Annotated in this window: 18 protein-coding genes, 1 pseudogene and 1 riboswitch; of the genes and pseudogenes, 14 read left to right on the forward strand and 5 right to left on the reverse strand. The window is 72.6% G+C overall.

The annotated features are described in order from the left end of the window. Positions 1 to 8 precede the first annotated feature (8 nt). From AB0H28_RS23365 to gcvP, 11 genes are all read left to right on the forward strand, one after another. Positions 9 to 944 carry a DUF881 domain-containing protein gene (locus AB0H28_RS23365; RefSeq protein ID WP_358043865.1) on the forward strand — a complete coding sequence of 312 codons (936 nt, stop codon included), beginning with the start codon at positions 9 to 11 and terminating at the stop codon, positions 942 to 944. A 56-nt stretch (positions 945 to 1,000) separates the two neighbouring features. Beyond that, a complete protein-coding gene (gene gcvH, locus AB0H28_RS23370; RefSeq protein ID WP_358043868.1) occupies positions 1,001 to 1,381 on the forward strand; it encodes a glycine cleavage system protein GcvH in 381 nt (126 codons plus the stop codon). Positions 1,382 to 1,598: 217 nt separating this feature from the next. Next, the gene (locus AB0H28_RS23375; RefSeq protein WP_007071101.1) at positions 1,599 to 2,051 is read left to right on the forward strand and encodes an FHA domain-containing protein; all 453 of its coding nucleotides are present in this window, start codon (positions 1,599 to 1,601) and stop codon (positions 2,049 to 2,051) included. 50 nt (positions 2,052 to 2,101) lie between these two features. Then, positions 2,102 to 2,803 (forward strand): MerR family transcriptional regulator, encoded by a 702-nt coding sequence (locus AB0H28_RS23380; protein WP_358043871.1) that lies wholly within the window; start codon positions 2,102 to 2,104, stop codon positions 2,801 to 2,803. A 214-nt stretch (positions 2,804 to 3,017) separates the two neighbouring features. Next, positions 3,018 to 3,482, forward strand: a complete 465-nt coding sequence (locus AB0H28_RS23385) for a bifunctional nuclease family protein (protein ID WP_091056860.1) — start codon at positions 3,018 to 3,020, stop codon at positions 3,480 to 3,482. A 203-nt stretch (positions 3,483 to 3,685) separates the two neighbouring features. Further along, positions 3,686 to 4,231 carry a MerR family transcriptional regulator gene (locus tag AB0H28_RS23390; protein WP_358043874.1) on the forward strand — a complete coding sequence of 182 codons (546 nt, stop codon included), beginning with the start codon at positions 3,686 to 3,688 and terminating at the stop codon, positions 4,229 to 4,231. 413 nt (positions 4,232 to 4,644) lie between these two features. After that, positions 4,645 to 5,034: a group 1 truncated hemoglobin gene (locus tag AB0H28_RS23395; protein ID WP_358043877.1), complete on the forward strand. Its 390-nt coding sequence runs from the start codon at positions 4,645 to 4,647 to the stop codon at positions 5,032 to 5,034. Positions 5,035 to 5,036: 2 nt separating this feature from the next. After that, positions 5,037 to 6,203: a globin domain-containing protein gene (locus tag AB0H28_RS23400; RefSeq protein WP_358043880.1), complete on the forward strand. Its 1,167-nt coding sequence runs from the start codon at positions 5,037 to 5,039 to the stop codon at positions 6,201 to 6,203. Then, positions 6,200 to 6,877, forward strand: coding sequence for a cell division protein DivIVA (locus AB0H28_RS23405; protein WP_358043883.1), 678 nt, complete (start codon positions 6,200 to 6,202; stop codon positions 6,875 to 6,877). Before AB0H28_RS23400 ends, AB0H28_RS23405 begins: the two co-directional genes overlap by 4 nt. 67 nt (positions 6,878 to 6,944) lie before the next feature. Further along, complete coding sequence (locus AB0H28_RS23410; RefSeq protein WP_358043886.1) at positions 6,945 to 7,787, forward strand: NAD-dependent protein deacetylase; 843 nt, start codon at positions 6,945 to 6,947, stop codon at positions 7,785 to 7,787. A gap of 80 nt (positions 7,788 to 7,867) precedes the next feature. Next, a riboswitch (glycine riboswitch) is annotated at positions 7,868 to 7,958 on the forward strand. A gap of 73 nt (positions 7,959 to 8,031) precedes the next feature. Next, positions 8,032 to 10,854, forward strand: coding sequence for an aminomethyl-transferring glycine dehydrogenase (gene gcvP, locus AB0H28_RS23415; protein WP_358043889.1), 2,823 nt, complete (start codon positions 8,032 to 8,034; stop codon positions 10,852 to 10,854). Between the two features lie 95 nt (positions 10,855 to 10,949). On the opposite strand, the gene AB0H28_RS23420 is transcribed toward gcvP, so the two are convergent. Then, the gene (locus AB0H28_RS23420; RefSeq protein ID WP_013286363.1) at positions 10,950 to 11,150 is read right to left on the reverse strand and encodes a DUF5999 family protein; all 201 of its coding nucleotides are present in this window, start codon (positions 11,148 to 11,150) and stop codon (positions 10,950 to 10,952) included. A 123-nt stretch (positions 11,151 to 11,273) separates the two neighbouring features. Here AB0H28_RS23420 and AB0H28_RS23425 point away from each other — a divergent pair, with 123 nt between their 5' ends. Beyond that, positions 11,274 to 12,464: a chorismate-binding protein gene (locus AB0H28_RS23425; protein WP_358043892.1), complete on the forward strand. Its 1,191-nt coding sequence runs from the start codon at positions 11,274 to 11,276 to the stop codon at positions 12,462 to 12,464. Positions 12,465 to 12,536: 72 nt separating this feature from the next. Here the strand turns inward: AB0H28_RS23425 and AB0H28_RS23430 are convergent, their stop codons facing one another. Next, positions 12,537 to 13,073 carry a hypothetical protein gene (locus AB0H28_RS23430; RefSeq protein ID WP_358043895.1) on the reverse strand — a complete coding sequence of 179 codons (537 nt, stop codon included), beginning with the start codon at positions 13,071 to 13,073 and terminating at the stop codon, positions 12,537 to 12,539. Next, a pseudogene (locus tag AB0H28_RS23435) lies at positions 13,072 to 13,321 on the reverse strand (alpha/beta fold hydrolase); the annotation flags it as partial. The gene AB0H28_RS23430 and the pseudogene AB0H28_RS23435, both read right to left, overlap by 2 nt. 126 nt (positions 13,322 to 13,447) lie before the next feature. On the opposite strand from AB0H28_RS23435, the gene def reads away from it, so the two are divergent. Further along, positions 13,448 to 13,957: a peptide deformylase gene (gene def, locus AB0H28_RS23440; RefSeq protein WP_358043898.1), complete on the forward strand. Its 510-nt coding sequence runs from the start codon at positions 13,448 to 13,450 to the stop codon at positions 13,955 to 13,957. On the opposite strand, the gene AB0H28_RS23445 is transcribed toward def, so the two are convergent. Both AB0H28_RS23445 and AB0H28_RS23450 read right to left on the reverse strand, forming a co-directional pair. Next, positions 13,937 to 14,731, reverse strand: a complete 795-nt coding sequence (locus AB0H28_RS23445) for a GNAT family N-acetyltransferase (protein ID WP_358043901.1) — start codon at positions 14,729 to 14,731, stop codon at positions 13,937 to 13,939. The genes def and AB0H28_RS23445 overlap by 21 nt on opposite strands. A gap of 1 nt (position 14,732) precedes the next feature. Next, on the reverse strand, positions 14,733 to 15,506 hold the full coding sequence (locus AB0H28_RS23450) for a TSUP family transporter (protein WP_358043904.1): 774 nt from the start codon (positions 15,504 to 15,506) through the stop codon (positions 14,733 to 14,735). 175 nt (positions 15,507 to 15,681) lie between these two features. Here AB0H28_RS23450 and AB0H28_RS23455 point away from each other — a divergent pair, with 175 nt between their 5' ends. Next, the gene (locus AB0H28_RS23455; protein ID WP_358043907.1) at positions 15,682 to 16,461 is read left to right on the forward strand and encodes an endonuclease/exonuclease/phosphatase family protein; all 780 of its coding nucleotides are present in this window, start codon (positions 15,682 to 15,684) and stop codon (positions 16,459 to 16,461) included. Positions 16,462 to 16,465: the final 4 nt, after the last annotated feature.

Raw genomic sequence — 16,465 nt, forward strand, 5'->3', positions numbered from 1 at the left:
TGGTGGCGATGAGCGAGGAGCACAGCGAGACGGGGACGGGTTGGCCGCAGCCGGCGGGGCCGGGGCGGCCGGCGGGTGAGCCGGATCCGCGTCCGGACGCGCCGGATCCGGACGAGTTGAGCCCGTTGGCCCCGGTCGAGCCTGCGGAGCCGGTCGAGCCTGCGGAGCCCGTCGAGCCCGCGGAGCGGCAGGGCGAACCGGCGCCGGAGTCGGCGGCGGGGCCTGAGCCTGCGCCCCGGCCGGTGTTGCGGCGGCTGACGTCGGCGGGTGCGATGATCGCGGTGCTGCTGGCGTTGTTGGGCTTCACGCTCGTGGTGCAGTTCAAGACGACGTCGACGGATCCGACGCTCGCGGCGACGCGGGAGGAGGATCTGGTGCGGATCTCGTCGGATCTGGATTCGCGGGAGCGGCGGCTGCGGCAGGAGATCGAGGCGTTGGAGGAGAGCCAGCGTCAGTTGCGTTCGGGCGCGCAGGGTCGGCAGGCGGCGTTGGACGAGGCGACGCGCCGGGCGGACGAGCTGGGGATCCTGGCGGGGACGCTGCCGGCGGTGGGGCCGGGGCTGCAGGTGCGGTTCTCGGGTCCGGAGAAGGCGATGTCGTCGACGCGGATCCTGGACGCGGTGCAGGAGTTGCGGGGCGCGGGCGCGGAGGCGATGCAGATCCAGGGCGCGGACGGCACCGCGGTGCGGGTCATCGCGTCGACGTATTTCGTGGACGGGTCCGATGGTGCTCTGGTCGTGGACGGGCGTCGGTTGGTGGGTCCGTACACGATCCTGGTGATCGGTGATCCGGCGACGATGCGTACGGCCTTGAACATTCCGGGCGGGGTGGTCTCAACGGTGCGGGACAACGGCGGTAACGTGACCACCGAGGATCGTGAGGTTGTGGAGGTTTCGCAGCTGCACGCGCCGATCAGGCTGGACCACGCCCGGCCGGTTTCCTGACCGGTCGCGGCCCGCGCCGGTTTCTCCCGGTGCACCGATGACGAAGGACGCAGTTGGTGATTCCTGAGGATCTGCGGTATACCGCCGAGCACGAGTGGGTGGTCGGTGGTGACGGTGGTGTCGTCCGCGTCGGTATCACGCACTTCGCGCAGGACGCCCTGGGTGACATCGTGTTCGTGCAACTGCCGGACTCCGGTGCGGTGGTGGCGGCGGGCGAGTCGCTGGGGGAGATCGAGTCGACGAAGAGCGTGTCGGAGATCTACGCGCCGTTGAGTGGCACGGTGTCGGCGCGCAACGAGGCGTTGTCCGACACGCCGGAGGTGATCAACACGGACCCGTACGGCGCGGGTTGGTTGGTGGAGATCACTCCGGATGATCCGGCGGCGGTCGAGGGTCTGCTGACCGCTGGTGCGTACCGCGAACTCACCGAGAGCTGAGTTTGTGTCGTTCCGGGCGGCGGTTGTGGTTCCGCGCGTCCGGTTGCCCTGCATTTCGGCGCTGGCTAGGCTCGCCCAGTCGACCGAGAACCAATAGTTTGAGCGTTGCGGAATGCGCCTTCCCGGGCACGGGGAGCCAGCCGCCGGGCGTGGGTTTGCCCGGCGGCCAGACCCGCCATTCCCCGACGCCGACCGAACAGATCCGTGAGGTGGTCCCATGACGCGCCCAGACGACGAGTTCCCCCCGCTCGACGTCACTTCGACGCTCAATCTCGGTTCGCTCGACGAAGTGCTGGAGGGGCCGGACACCGACGTGGTGCCGAGCCGCATGTCCGGTTCGTTGCCGCCGGGAATGGCGTTGCTGGTGGTTCGCCGGGGCCCGAACGCGGGTGCCCGGTTCCTGTTGGACCACGATGTGACGACGAGTGGGCGGCATCCGGACAGTGACATCTTCCTCGACGACGTGACGGTGTCGCGGCGGCACGCGGAGTTCCACCGTGACGGTGGCACGTTCACGGTGCGGGACGTGGGCAGCCTGAACGGCACGTACGTGAACCGGGAGCGGGTCGAGGCGGCGACGTTGAGCAACGGTGACGAGGTGCAGATCGGCAAGTTCCGGGTGGTGTTCATCGCCGGTCCGCGCCCGGAGGAGGAGGCCGGCCGGGGGTGAACGAGCCTGCGGCTTCGACGCCGTCCGATGCGGCGCGTGCGCCTGGGCTGATGAGTATCGGCGAGGTGTTGGCGCAGTTGCGGGCGGAGTTTCCGGACGTGACGATCTCGAAGTTGCGGTTCCTGGAGGCCGAGGGCCTGGTGGAGCCGCAGCGGACGCCGGCGGGTTACCGGAAGTACGGCTTCGACGATGTGGCGCGGCTGCGGTTCGTGCTGACCGCGCAGCGGGATCGGTATCTGCCGTTGCGGGTGATCCGGGAGCAGTTGGCGCAGTGGGATTCGTCGGGTGCGCCGTCGGGGCGGTCGCGGCCGAATCTGGTGGCGGTCGGTCCGGATGGTGAGGTGCCGGGTCGGGGTTCGGCGGAGCCGGTCGAGTCGTCCGAGGTGCGGTTGGGCCGGTCGGAGTTGCTGTCGCGCAGCGGGGTCGACGAGTCGACGTTCGTCGAGTTGGAGCGCCTCGGTGTGCTGGTGTCGGATCCGCCGGGGTGGTACGACGCGGATGCGTTGATCATCGCGAGTGCGGTGGCGGGGTTGGCGGCGTACGGGTTCCAGCCGCGGCATCTGCGGGCGTACCGGTCGGCGGCGGATCGGGAGGTCGGTCTGTTCGCGCAGTTGGTGGCGCCGTTGGCGCGGCAGAGTGATCCGGCGGCGCGGGCGCGGGCTGCGGAGACGGCGCGGGAGCTGATGGCGTTGTCGCAGCAGTTGCACGCGGCGTTGGTGCGGGTGGGGCTGCGGTCGACGTTGGGTCGGTGAGGGTGGTGGCGTGGGGCCGGGTGCCGTGGGCGCCCGGCCCTTCGTCGTGGGTGGGCGCGCGACGTTCGTCGGTCTTGGGCGTGTCGTAGGCTTGCCGGGGTAAGCCCGTCTGTCGAGGCGTGGTGCACGTAGCGCGTGGGACTTCCGTGTCCTGGGTCCGTGTACCGTGCAGGGAAGGGCGCGGTGCGAAGGTGACGACGACACGGAGGCGGCGGTGCGCGAGCTGAGCGTGGTCGGAGTTCGGGTGGAGTTGCCCAGCAACCAGCCGATCGTCCTGCTGCGGGAGGTCGAGGGGGACCGCTATCTGCCGATCTGGATCGGCGCGGTCGAGGCGACGGCCATCGCTTACGAGCAGCAGGGGGTCAAGCCGGCTCGGCCGTTGACGCATGATCTTCTGCGGGATGTGTTGGCGGCGGTGCAGGCGCCGTTGCGGGCGGTGGAGATCACCGAGTTGAAGGAGAACGTCTTCTACGCGGATCTGCTGCTGGGTGACGGGGTGCGGGTGTCGGCGCGGCCGAGTGACTCGATCGCGTTGGCGTTGCGGGTGGGTGCGCCGATTCGTTGTGCGGAGCAGGTGCTCAGCGAGGCGGGGATCGTGATCCCCGACGAGCAGGAGGACGAGGTGGAGAAGTTCCGGGAGTTCCTGGATCAGGTGCGTCCGGAGGACTTCGCGGGTTGAGCGGTGGCCGGCCGGTGAGGTCGGGGTGCGCGGCGGCGGTGGTCACGGTGGTGGCGGCTGACCGCCGTGTGTGCTGTGGGTGGGGCGGCGTGTCGGGTGTCTCCTGCCGGTGTTGTCGGCGTGTCGGCGTTAGGGTTGCCGTTCGAGGGGTGCGCGTACGGGGACGTGGACGTGGCGCCGCACGGGCGGGGAGGTTGGTCCGGATGCATGAGCCGCGAGATCCTGGCGCCGACGGTGAGGTGGGCTACCGCGGGGTGACGGCGTGTTCGGCGGTGGGCATCAGTTACCGGCAGTTGGACTACTGGGCGCGGACGTCGCTGGTGGTGCCGAGTGTGCGCGACGCGTCCGGGTCGGGTACGTCCCGGTTGTATTCGTTTCGCGACCTGGTGGTGTTGAAGGTCGTGAAGCGGTTGTTGGACGCCGGGGTGTCGTTGCAGAACATCCGTAAGGCGATCGAGGCGTTGCGGTCGCGTGGGGTGGATGATCTGGCGGGCATCACGTTGATCTCCGACGGGACGACGGTGTACGAGTGCCGGTCGCCGGAGGAGGTGGTCGACCTGTTGCAGGGCGGCCAGGGGGTTTTCGGCATCGCGATCGGTGGTGCGTTCAAGGAGATCCAGGGTTCGTTGTCGACCTTGCCGGCGGAGCCGGTGGGTGGGTCGGAGCAGGACGCCCCGGCGGCGGAGCCGGAGGTGGAGTCGGTGGGGGACGAGTTGGCGGCGCGGCGGGCGCGGCGTCGGGCCGGCTGATCGATCGGCGTCTCGTGCACGGGATCGCGTCGTGACCTTCGGGTCCGGCGCGATTCGTCGTTTCGGTTACGGGCTGTGAGCGTGGGCGGGGTGTCGGTGGCCGGGGCGGGGTTCGCGTCGGCGGTGGCGGGTGTGCGCAGGTGGCGGACAGTGGCCGCGGAGTGTCCGAAAGAGACGGTGGGTGGCCCGCCGGGGCGCGTTTCGGTGTCGTTTCGCCCGGATCGGCGCAGTTACTTCACTGTCCGTGGTCGACAGTTGTCGGGACGGCGACAGGGTCGGCGTGAACCGTGACGACGGGCGCGCTATGGTCCCTCTCGGTCGTCGGCGCGTCGACGTCACGGTGGGTGACGCCGGGGCGGCTGGCGATCCCCCTGTCGCGGCGCTGCCGCGGGCCCCTGGTGGAAGGACCGAGCATGACGGTGACGAACGAGACCACCCCGATCTCCCACTACGAGCGCATCGGCGGCGCGGCGGCGGTGCGCGCCGCGGTGGAGCTGTTCTACGGCAAGGTGCTGGCCGACGGTGACCTGGCCGGCTACTTCGCCGGTGTGGACATGGCCGAGCAGCGGCGGCACATGGCGTTGATGCTCGCGGTGGTGTTGGGTGGGCCGAACGAGTACGCGGGTCGGGGGCTGGCCGAGGCGCATCAGCCGTCGGACGTCGCGGGGGCGCACTACGCGAGGGTCGGTGAGCATCTGACGGCGACGTTTGTGGAGTTGGGTGCGCCGGCGGAGGTGATCGCCGACGTGCAGGTGGTGCTCGGGCAGGTGCGGGAGCAGGTCGTGTCGGCGGGGGACGCCTGAGCGTGGACGCGGCTCGGCTCAAGCAGAGCTGGGCGCTGGTCGCCGGGCACGGCGACCAGGTGCCGCTCTACTTCTATTCGACGTTGTTCCTGACGCATCCGCAGACCCGGCAGATGTTCGGCACGGACATGGCCGGGCAGCGGGACGGTCTGGTGTCGGCGCTGGGGCACATCGTGTCGCACGTGGACCAGGTGGACCGGTTGGTCGGGTTCCTGCAGCGGCTCGGCGCCGACCACCGCAAGTTCGCGGTGCGCGCCGAGCACTACCCGGCGGTGGGTGAGGCGCTGTTGGCCACGGTGCGGCACTTCAGCGGCGCGGCGTGGACCGACGAGTTGGCCGCGGACTGGGCGGGCGCGTACGGGGTCGTCGCGCAGGTGATGACGGACGCCGCGCGGGCGGCGGAGGCGCATTCCCCGCCGTGGTGGGTGGCGGAGATCCTGGCGCACGAGCGGCGCACGTTCGACGTGGCGGTGTTGACGGTGCGGCCGCAGTATCTGTTGCCGTTCGTGGCGGGGCAGTCGATCGGGGTGTCGCATCCGGCGGTGCGGGCGTGGCGGTACTACTCGCCGGCGAACGCGCCGCGCCCGGACGGCACGGTGGAGCTGCACGTGCGGGCGGCGCCGGGTGGCGCGGTGTCGTCGCGGTTGGTGTACGGGTGCGCGGCGGGGGATCAGGTCCACCTGGCGGCGCCGGTGGGGGACGCGTTGACGTTGCGGCCGGCCGGGTCGTCGGATGTGTTGCTGCTGGCCGGCGGGACCGGCTGGGCGCCGGTGAAGGCGTTGGTGGAGCAGGTCGCGGCGGAGGGTTCGGGGCGGCGGGTGGACCTGTATGTGGGGGCCCGCTCGCGTACGGAGTTCTATGACAGCGAGGCGATCGACAAGGCGGCCGCGGCGCACCCGTGGTTGCGGGTGTCGTATGTGGCCGAGTCGGATCCGCTGCGCCCGGGTGAAATGGTGCGGGTCGTCGACCGGGCGTTGTCCGACGGGGACTGGGGGTCGCGGCACGTCTACGTGTGCGGGTCCGACGAGATGGTGAGCCAGTCGGTGGCGGCGTTGACGGGCGCCGGTTACCAGCCGGGCCAGGTGCATCACGAGGGCTTCGGCGAGCACTGGTACGGGTCGACGTGGCGTGCGGTGACCAACCCTGACCAGTCCGGAGTGACCCGATGAGCGTGAATCCGATCAGCGGTTACGACGCGCAGCAGGTGTCGGGGCCGGTGCAGGTGCGGCTGACCTCGGACCGGGTGCGGCGGTGGCAGTTCGTCTCGGCGGCGTTCACCCGCCGCGGCTACGAGCAGGCCGACGTGGACCGGTTCCGGATGCAGGTGGCCGACGAGTTGGATCTGCTGGCCGTGCAGGTGGCGCACCTGCGGGCGGAGAACGAGCGGCTCACCGACCGGCTGGAGTTGCACCGGCACGGGGTGATTCCGAGCGCCGACAACCCGGCGACGCCGGCGGCGAAGGAGGTCAACCTGTTGTCGGCGGCGCAGCGGGAGGCTGAGCAGATCATCGCGCAGGCCCACGACTACGCCCGGCGGGTCGCCGAGTACGCCCGCACGCAGTACGAGAGTTATCTGCGGGCGGCGGCGGAGGAGGCGCGGCAGGAGGCCGAGCGGGCGGTGGTGGAGTATCGCAGCGCGGCCGGTCAGAACGCCGACGACGCGGTGGCCACCCGGGAGGCGTTGCGGATCTTCGGGGAGATGATGATGTCGCACATGCGGGCGGCGGCGCGGCATCTCGACGACGGCAGCGAGCAGTTGGCGCGCACGATGGAGCGGATCGCCCGGGAGGTGCCGCCGGCCGGTGGTGACGCGCCGCCGGCGTTGCCGCGGCACCAGCGTTGAGCGGTAAGCGACGGCCGGGGCCACGGTGGGGTGGGGGGTGCGGGGGTGGGCGAGGCAGCATAGGTGGGTGAGCGGAGATGCGTTCGAGGCGTTGACGTCGTTGGTGGCCGGTGGGGGTGTGGTGGTCCTCAGCGGCGCGGGGCTGTCCACCGAGTCGGGCATCCCGGACTATCGGGGGCCCTCCGGCGCGGCCCGCCGGCACACCCCGATGACGTTGCAGGCGTTCACCCGGGACGCGGACGCGCGGCGGCGCTACTGGGCGCGCAGCCACGTGGGGTGGCGCACCATCGCCCGGGCCGTGCCCAACGACGGGCATCGGGCGGTGGCCCGGCTGCAGCGCGCCGGGCTGCTCGCCGGGATCATCACCCAGAACGTCGACGGGTTGCACACCGCCGCCGGCGCCACCGGGGTGATCGAGTTGCACGGGCGGCTCGACGAGGTGACCTGCCTGGACTGCGGCAACGGCACCGGCCGTGAGGAGCTGCACCGGCGGTTGAGCGAGGCCAACCCGGGGTTCGACGCGGTCGCGGCGCACGTCAACCCCGACGGCGACGTCGACCTGCCCGACGAGGCGGTGACCGGGTTCCGCACCGTCGACTGCGCGGTGTGCGGCACGGGGATGCTGAAACCGGACGTGGTGTTCTTCGGCGAGACGGTGCCGGCGGCCCGGGTGGCGGACTGTTTCGCCCTGGTCGAGCGGGCGCGGGCGTTGCTGGTGCTCGGTTCGTCGTTGACGGTGATGTCGGGTCGGCGGTTCGTGCTGCGCGCGGCGAAGCGCGGCATCGCGGTGGGCATCGTCAACCAGGGGGCCACGCGCGGCGACGGCTACGCCACGCTGCGCCTCGACGCGCCGCTGGGCGCCACGCTGACCGCCGTGGCGGCGCGGCTCGCCGCGCCGGCGCCGGTGTGACCGCCCCCACGACCCGCCGACGTGATCACCCCGGGAGATGAGCCGGAAACACGCCCGCTGGTAGCGTGGGAGGCGCCGGTACCACCCACGTGGGAGAGACCGTCGCACCGACGGCGCCGAAGGGGCAGATTCTCCCCGGAACCTCTCAGGCAAAAGGACCACGTGGGCAGGCGCTGTGGAGCGCGTCAGCGCGACTCAGGGGGAGGCCGACCCGTCGACCTCGCCCCCGCAAGGAGCGCCGCGCATGACCGCAGAGCAGTTCGCCGACCGGCACATCGGCCCCGGCCCGGACGACGAACGCCGGATGTTGCAGGCCGTCGGCTACGGCTGCGTCGACGAGCTGATGGACGCGGCGATCCCCGAGGTGATCCGCTGGCACGGCACCCTGGACCTGCCCGCGCCCGCCTCGGAGCGGGAGGCCCTGGCCGAGCTGCGTGTCCTGGCCGCCGGGAACACCGTCGCCGTGTCGATGATCGGCCTGGGTTACCACGGCACGCACACCCCGGCGGTGATCCGCCGCAACGTGCTGGAGAATCCCGCCTGGTACACCGCCTACACGCCCTACCAGCCGGAGATCAGCCAGGGCCGGTTGGAGGCGCTGCTGAACTTCCAGACCATGGTCACCGACCTGACCGGGCTGGGCACCGCGAACGCGTCGATGCTCGACGAGGCCACCGCCGCGGCCGAGGCGATGACCCTCGCCCGCCGCGCGTCCAAGAGCAACAGCCCGGTGTACGTGGTGGACGCCGACGCGCTGCCGCAGACCATCGCGGTGATCACCGGGCGGGCCGAGCCGCTGGGCATCGAGGTGCGGGTGCTCGACCTGGACGTCGAGGAGTTGCCGGCGGGATTTTTCGGCCTGCACCTGCAGTTTCCGGGCGCGTCCGGCGCGGTGCGTGAGCACCGCGCGTTGGTCGAGGCGGCACACGCCGTCGGTGCGCTGGTGACCGTGGCGGCGGACCTGCTGGCGTTGACGCTGCTGCGCCCGCCGGGGGAGATCGGCGTCGACATCGCCGTCGGCACCACCCAACGCTTCGGGGTGCCGATGGGTTTCGGCGGGCCGCACGCCGGCTACCTGGCGGTGCGCGCCGGCCTGGAGCGGATGCTGCCGGGCCGCCTGGTCGGGGTGTCGCGCGACGCCGACGGCAACCGGGCCTACCGGCTGGCGTTGCAGACCCGCGAGCAGCACATCCGGCGGGAGAAGGCGACCAGCAACATCTGCACCGCGCAGGTGCTCCTCGCGGTGATGGCCGGCATGTACGCCGTCTACCACGGCCCGGACGGGTTGCGGGCGATCGCCCGGCGTACCCATGCCGCGGCGGCGCGGCTCGCGGCCGGGCTGCGCGCCGGCGGTGTCGAGGTGGCCGACGTGGCGTTCTTCGACACCGTCACCGCGATCGTGCCCGGCCGGGCCGCGGACGTGGTGGCCGCCGCGGCCGAGCGCAACGTCAACCTGCGGCTGGTCGACGCCGACCGGGTCGGCGTGTCCTGCGACGAGACCACCACCGCCGGGCACCTCGCGGCGGTGTGGGCGGCGTTCGGCGTCGACGGGTTCGACGGTGACGTCGACGCGGCGCTGCCCGGCGCGCTGGCGCGCACCTCGGACTTCCTCACCCACCCGGTGTTCGGCAGCCACCATTCGGAGACGGCGATGCTGCGCTACCTGCGCCGGCTGGCCGACTTCGACTACGCGCTGGACCGGGGCATGATCCCGTTGGGGTCGTGCACGATGAAGCTCAACGCCACCGCCGAGATGGAACCGGTCACCTGGCCGGAGTTCGCGCATCTGCACCCGTTCGCGCCCGCGGCGCAGACCGCCGGCTACCGGGAGCTGATCGGGCAGGTGGAGGGCTGGCTGGCGGAGGTGACCGGCTACGACGCGGTCAGTGTGCAGCCCAACGCCGGGTCGCAGGGGGAACTGGCCGGGCTGCTGGCGATCCGCGCCTACCACCGCGACCGCGGCGAGGGTCACCGCGACGTGTGCCTGATCCCGTCGTCGGCGCACGGCACCAACGCCGCGTCGGCGGTGATGGCCGGGATGCGGGTGGTCGTGGTCGGCTGCGACGCCGACGGCAACGTCGACCTGGTCGACCTCGACACGAAGATCGACAAGCATCGGGACGCCCTCGCGGCGATCATGGTGACGTACCCGTCGACGCACGGGGTGTACGAGACGGGCATCGCGCAGTTGTGCGCGAAGGTCCACGACGCCGGCGGTCAGGTGTACGTCGACGGGGCGAACCTCAACGCCCTGGTCGGGTTCGCCAAGCCGGGGCGCTTCGGCGCGGACGTGTCGCACCTGAACCTGCACAAGACGTTCTGCATCCCGCACGGCGGTGGCGGTCCGGGCGTCGGCCCGGTGGCGGTGCGGGCGCACCTGGCGCCGTTCCTGCCCGGCGACCCGGCCGGTGGGCACGTCGACGGGCGGCCGGCGATCTCGGCGGCCCGCTACGGGTCGGCGGGGATCCTGCCGATCCCGTGGGCGTATCTGCGGATGATGGGCGCGTCCGGGTTGGCCCGGGCGACCGGGGTGGCGGTGCTGGCGGCGAACTACGTGGCGGTGCGGCTGCGCCAGCACTTCCCGGTGCTGTACGCCGGCAACAAGGGCCTGGTGGCGCACGAGTGCATTCTGGACCTGCGGCCGTTGACGAAGGCCAGCGGGGTCAGCGTCGACGACGTGGCGAAGCGGCTGATCGACTACGGGTTCCACGCCCCGACGATGTCGTTTCCGGTGGCCGGCACGCTGATGGTGGAGCCGACCGAGAGTGAGGACCTGGCCGAGCTGGACCGGTTCTGCGACGCGATGATCGCGATCCGCGCCGAGATCGACGAGGTGGCGGCGGGTCGGTGGCCGGCGGGGGACAACCCCCTGTCGAACGCGCCGCACACCGCGGCGATGGTGTCCGCCGACGAATGGCCGCACCCGTACCCGCGGTCGGTGGGCGCCTATCCGGGCGGGGTGGACCGGGCGGGGAAGTACTGGCCGCCGGTGCGGCGGGTCGACGGCGCGTACGGCGACCGGAACCTGATCTGTTCGTGTCCCGCGCCGGAGGCGTTCGAGGACTGAGGGCGCTCACGCCGGGGCGGTGGGTGTGTCGCCGCCCCGGCCGGCGCGCCGACGGTGACCGTCGGCGCGTACGCTCACTGACGCTGGGTGATCGCTCAGGCGACGAGTGCGTGGCGGGCCGGTCCCCGGTGCGGGGCGATGGTCCGCCCGTCGGGGAGCAGCTCACCGGTGTCCTCGAAGACGATGACGCCGTTGCAGAGCAGGCTCCAGCCCTGCTCAGGGAAGCAGGCGAGGACGCGGGCGGCTTCGCGGTCGGTCGCGTCGGCGGAGGGGCAGGTGGGTTGGTGCTGACACATCGGGTTCTCCGGACTGTGGGGGCACTGTGTCATGGTTCACATGACCAGTGACGCACAGTACCAAGCGAAACTGCGCGCCATCGAGCAAGGTCGGGGCTTGTTCACCCAGAATCGGCTGAACGGATGAGCTGGTTCCGCCCAGACGTCGTGGAAGCGCTCCCACAGGTGCCGGTCGATGTGCCGGGCGCACCGCGATCCTGCCGCACCCGCCTGGTCGAGATTGCCCGGCTGCAGTGGCGTGTGCACGACGGCGGCGACCCCGCCGACCTGGCGCACAACTTCCTCGCCGCGCACGGCGTACCCGTCGACGACCTGACCCGACCCGGCCGGCACACCCCCGACGGGGTGTGCGGGGCGGCGCTGTTCCTGTCCGCCGCCGCCGGCGCGCACACCATCGGCGCGCCCACCGGCGCGCCGACCCCGGCGCCCGCGCTGCCCGACCTGGTCGTGGCCGTCTACCGACACGCCGACCCGCCACCGCCACCGCCGGCCACCACCGGCGGCTGGCGGCTGGGACAGTGGCACGACAGCTGGACGCCCGCCGCGCACGCCGACGCCGTGCGGTCGGTGCGCGCCGCCATCGCCCGCGGCGACGTCTACCAGGTCAACCTCGTCGGACACGCCGCCGCCGCCTACACCGGCGACCCCCGCCCGGCGCTGGCCCGCCTCGCCGCGCTGCCCGGCGCCCGCTACGGCGGCACCCTGAGCGGACCCGGCTGGACCCTGGGCTGCGCCTCCCCGGAGACGCTGATCGCCCTCGAGGACGGCCGGCTGGTCACCCGACCGATCAAGGGCACCCGCCCGGCCACCACCGCCGGACGCCGCGAGCTGCTCACCTCCACCAAGGAACGCGCCGAACACGTGATGATCGTCGACCTGGAACGCAACGACCTCGCCCGGGTCGCCCGCACCGGCTCCGTGCGCGTCGACGAGCTGTTCGCCGTACGCCGCTGGTGCGACCTGTGGCAGGCCGAGTCGACGGTGTCGGCGGCGCCCGCCGACGGCCTCGGCCTGGCCGACCTGCTGCGCGCGGTCTGCCCCGGCGGGTCGGTGACCGGCGCGCCCAAGCACGCCGCCCTGACCCAGGTCGCCGCGCTGGAGCCGGTCGGCCGCGGCGCCGGCATGGGGGCGCTGGGCTGGATCGCCGCCGACCGGATCGACCTGGGGTTGACCATCCGCACCGCAGCGGCCGACACCGACCGGCTGCACCTGTGGGCCGGCGGCGGCATCACCTGGGGCAGCGACCCCGCCGCCGAGGTCGCCGAGGCCGCCGCCAAGGCCGCCCCGGTGCGGGCGCTGCTCGCCGCCGGCTGACCGGCGGCGGGCCCGGACGTCGGCGACCGGCGGCGCCGGGCCGCTGGGCCGCCGGGCCGTGCACCGCGCCGCTCAGAACTGCTCGGGCAGCGGCAGCGGCGCCACGACGGCAACGCCGGCGCCCGGCGCGCAGTGCCGCGGCGGCGGCCGGTCGACCGACGGCGACCGGGAGTGCAGCCGCCCGACACCGGGCGGCCCGGCGCGGCGGGTCACCTCGCAGGTGACCAGGTGCAGCGGCGCCGGCGGCGCGACGAACCGGCCGGCGCCCCAGCGCACCCAGATCGCCACCCGGCCGGCCGCCACCTCGGCCGCCAGCTTCTCCCAGGTGCGCCGCCGGTCGGTGTGGTCGACCTCGACCACCACCGGCGGGCCGTCCGGCCGGGCGCACGCCACATCGAGCACGGAGTGCCGGTCCGCCATCGGCGGCGGCAGCGGCAGCACGCTGGGCGCCCGGCGGTAGACCCGCCAACCCCGCTCCCGCGCCCAGGCGGCCACGGCGTCGACGATCAGCGCGGTCACCCGATCGGTGCTCAGGTCGGTGAAGGTCAGGCCGCCGAGCCGGCGGCCCAGCGCCGCCGCCAGCAGTGCACCGTCCCGCTCGCCGTCCATCGGTTGCCAGGCTATCGGCCACCCGGGTCGCCGACGGGGTGCTGCGCCCACAACCACGCTGGTCGAACAGCACCACCCGGTAGGCGCGCGGGTCGAACAGCCGCCGCCACGACGCGCCGGCGCCGGAGCCGCCGTGCACCACCAACGCCGGCCGGCCGTCGGGATTGCCGCAGGTCTCCCCATAGACGCGCTGGCCGTCACCGACCTCCAGGTGCCCCCCACGCGTACGGCTCGACCGGTGGATACATGGGCCCGGTCCTCCCGCCACAGCCGGATACGACAGCGCCGTCAGACTAGGCGCCACCGCCGACACCACCGGCTCCCACCCGTGGGTGGGCACCCCACGACGGTAAGCAACGGATAGGCTTGCGGGCATGACGATGCGCCCGATCCGGATCATCGGCGACCCCGTCCTGCGCACCCCCAGCGACCCGGTCACCACCTTCGACGCCGAACTGCGCACCCTCGTGCAGGACCTGATGGACACCCTGCTCGGCGCACCCGGACGCGCCGGCGTCGCCGCACCCCAGATCGGCGTCAACACCCAGGTGTTCGTCTACGACGCCGACGGGCGCCGCGGCCACCTCGTCAATCCCACCCTGGAACTGTCCGACGAACCCCAGGACGACGACGAGGGCTGCCTGTCCATCCCCGGGCTCTACTTCCCGACCCCCCGCGCCCTGCACGCCACCGCCCACGGCTACGACCAGCACGGCGAACCACTCACCATCACCGGCAGCGGCTTCCTCGCCCGCGCCCTGCAACACGAAACCGACCACCTGCACGGCCGGCTCTACGTCGACACCCTGCGCGGCGACACCCGCCGCCGTGCCCTGCGCGAGATCCGCGCCGGACGCTTCGACTCACCCAGCCGCAGCCGCTGACGACACCCGCCGCGTCAACGCGCACTCGGTGAACCCGGCCACCCGGGTGAACCCCAACCGCGCGTACAACCGCACCGCCGCCGCGTTGTCCGCCCGCACATTGAGCGTCACGTGATCCACCGACGCCCGCAACCGACCGCACAACGCCGCCACCGCGCCCGCGGCCAACCCCCGCCCCCGCGCCTGCGGATGCGTCGTCACGTTACCCACCGCCGCCACCCGCCACCGCGGCGAGAACACGTGCACCCCCGCCACCGCCACCAACCGACCCCGCTCCCACACCCCCACGTACTGGCCGGTCTCCAACATCCGCGGATCGAACCAGTTCCCCGGATACGCCACCGCGTACAACTCGCGCACCTGCGCCAGATCCGCCGCACCCAACGGCTCACCCCGCGGCGCCACCGCCGCCAACCGGCCCGGATCCGTCAACGCCATCCGGTCGTGCGGCGCCGACTCCGACACCACATACCAGCGGGCCACCGTCTCCTCCAGACCGGGGGACAGGTGCGCCCACATCCGGGCCGGCAACACCGGCGCCGCCCGCGCCAGCAACCCCGACAACGCCGCCACCCGCGCCGGCGCCGCGAACGCCAACAACGTCGGCAACTCCACCCCGTGATACAGCAACACCACCTCGTCGCCCGCGCGGAACCACGACGTGAACGGCCAGAAGAAATCGTCCAGATCACCCAACTGGTAGGCGTGCAACACCGGATCCCGACCCAACAGAGCGGCCAACACCGCCCGGTCGTGCTCCGCCCGCACCCCCATCTCAACCCACCACCCACTGGTCGTAGCCCAACCGCGCCACCAACGCCACCACCACCAGCAACAACACCGCCCGCACGAACCCGGTGCCCCGGCGCAACGCCATCCGCGCGCCCACCGACGCCCCCGCCACATTGCACACCGCCATCGCCGCCCCCAACCACCACCACACGTGCCCACCCACCCCGAACACCACCAACGCACCAAGATTCGTCCCCGCGTTCACCACCTTCGCCATCGCCGACGAGTGCACGAAATCCGCACCCACCAACGCGGTGAACGCCACCACCAGGAACGTCCCCGTACCCGGACCGATCAACCCGTCATACAACGCGACAGCCAACCCCGCCACCAGCACCGCCACCACCACCCGCCACCGCGTCCGCCGAGCCGGCGCCGCCACCGTGCCCAACCGCGGCCGGGCCACCACGAACACCGCCACCGCCAGCAACACCACCAACACCACCGGCCGGTACGCCCCCGCCGGCACCGCCCCCGCCAACGCCGCACCCAACCCCGCCGTCACCACCGCCAATCCCGCCGCCGGACCCGCCACCACCCAGTCCAGCTTCGTCCGCCGCGCATACGTCACCGCCGCCGTCGACGTACCGAAGATCGCCGCCAACTTGTTCGTCCCCAACGCCGTCGCCACCGGCACCCCCGGCGCGGCCACCAACAACGCCGGCAACAACACCAGACCACCACCACCCACCACCGCATCCACCCAACCCGCCAGGGCGGCCACGCACAGCAACGTCGTCAACGCCCACGCATCCACGCCGCGCATTCTGCCCAACCCGCCACCACCAGCGAGAACGCCTGTGGCCAGCCTCACCGCCCCCGACGCCGCCGCAACCACACCCCCGCAGCCGCCACCGCCACGAACACCACCATCGAACAGCACAACAACTTCAGCACCCGGCCAGCCTGCCACGGCGACGTAGGGTGTGCAGGTGCGCCTGGCCACCTTCAACCTGCTGCACGGCCGCTCCCTCACCGACGGGCTCGTCGACCCCGACCGGCTCACCGCCGCCGTCACCGCCCTCGACGCCGACGTCCTCGCCCTGCAGGAAGTCGACCGCGACCAGAGCCGCAGCGGCAAACTCGACCTCACCGCCCTCGCCGCCCGCGCCCTGCACGCCGAGCACCACCGCTTCGCCGCCGCCGTCGTCGGCACCCCCGGCGAACAGTTCCGCCCCCTCACCCACGACGACGACGGCCACGGCGAACCCCTCTACGGCGTCGGCCTCATCAGCCGCCACCCCGCACGCACCTGGCAGGTCACCCGGCTACCCGCCGCACCCGTACGCTCACCCATCTACGTACCCGGCCCCGGCGGCGGCCTCGTCCTGCTCCGCGACGAACCCCGCGTCGTGCTCGCCGCCGTCCTCGACACCCCCCACGGCCCCCTCACCGTCGCCGCCACCCACCTGTCCTTCGTCCCCGGCTGGAACATCTGGCAACTGCGCCGCGTCGTACGCGCCCTGCGCGCGCTACCCGCACCCCGCATCCTGCTCGGCGACCTCAACCTCCCCGCCGGAGCCGCCGCCACCCTCACCCGCTGGCGGCCCCTCGCCCGCCGCCCCACCTACCCGGCCGGGCAACCCCGCGTCCAACTCGACCACGTCCTCGCCGACCCGCACCACCTCGACCGGCTCCCACCCGTCACCGCCGTCGACACCCCGATGTTCACCATCTCCGACCACCGGCCCCTCGTCGTCGACCTCGGCTGACACC

It is taken from the genome of Micromonospora sp. NPDC050980, assembly GCF_040653835.1.
Lineage (GTDB): Bacteria > Actinomycetota > Actinomycetes > Mycobacteriales > Micromonosporaceae > Micromonospora.

What these genes read in the sequence shown, in the direction of transcription:
- AB0H28_RS23365 (WP_358043865.1), top strand. Translation starts at nt 9, where the DNA reads ATGAGCGAGGAGCACAGCGAGACGGGGACGGGTTGGCCGCAGCCGGCG.
- AB0H28_RS23375 (WP_007071101.1), top strand. Translation starts at nt 1,599, where the DNA reads ATGACGCGCCCAGACGACGAGTTCCCCCCGCTCGACGTCACTTCGACG.
- AB0H28_RS23380 (WP_358043871.1), top strand. Translation starts at nt 2,102, where the DNA reads ATGAGTATCGGCGAGGTGTTGGCGCAGTTGCGGGCGGAGTTTCCGGAC.
- AB0H28_RS23390 (WP_358043874.1), top strand. Translation starts at nt 3,686, where the DNA reads ATGCATGAGCCGCGAGATCCTGGCGCCGACGGTGAGGTGGGCTACCGC.
- AB0H28_RS23395 (WP_358043877.1), top strand. Translation starts at nt 4,645, where the DNA reads ATGACGGTGACGAACGAGACCACCCCGATCTCCCACTACGAGCGCATC.
- AB0H28_RS23405 (WP_358043883.1), top strand. Translation starts at nt 6,200, where the DNA reads ATGAGCGTGAATCCGATCAGCGGTTACGACGCGCAGCAGGTGTCGGGG.
- gcvP (WP_358043889.1), top strand. Translation starts at nt 8,032, where the DNA reads ATGACCGCAGAGCAGTTCGCCGACCGGCACATCGGCCCCGGCCCGGAC.
- AB0H28_RS23420 (WP_013286363.1), bottom strand. Translation starts at nt 11,150, where the DNA reads ATGTGTCAGCACCAACCCACCTGCCCCTCCGCCGACGCGACCGACCGC.
- AB0H28_RS23425 (WP_358043892.1), top strand. Translation starts at nt 11,274, where the DNA reads ATGAGCTGGTTCCGCCCAGACGTCGTGGAAGCGCTCCCACAGGTGCCG.
- AB0H28_RS23430 (WP_358043895.1), bottom strand. Translation starts at nt 13,073, where the DNA reads ATGGACGGCGAGCGGGACGGTGCACTGCTGGCGGCGGCGCTGGGCCGC.
- def (WP_358043898.1), top strand. Translation starts at nt 13,448, where the DNA reads ATGACGATGCGCCCGATCCGGATCATCGGCGACCCCGTCCTGCGCACC.
- AB0H28_RS23445 (WP_358043901.1), bottom strand. Translation starts at nt 14,731, where the DNA reads ATGGGGGTGCGGGCGGAGCACGACCGGGCGGTGTTGGCCGCTCTGTTG.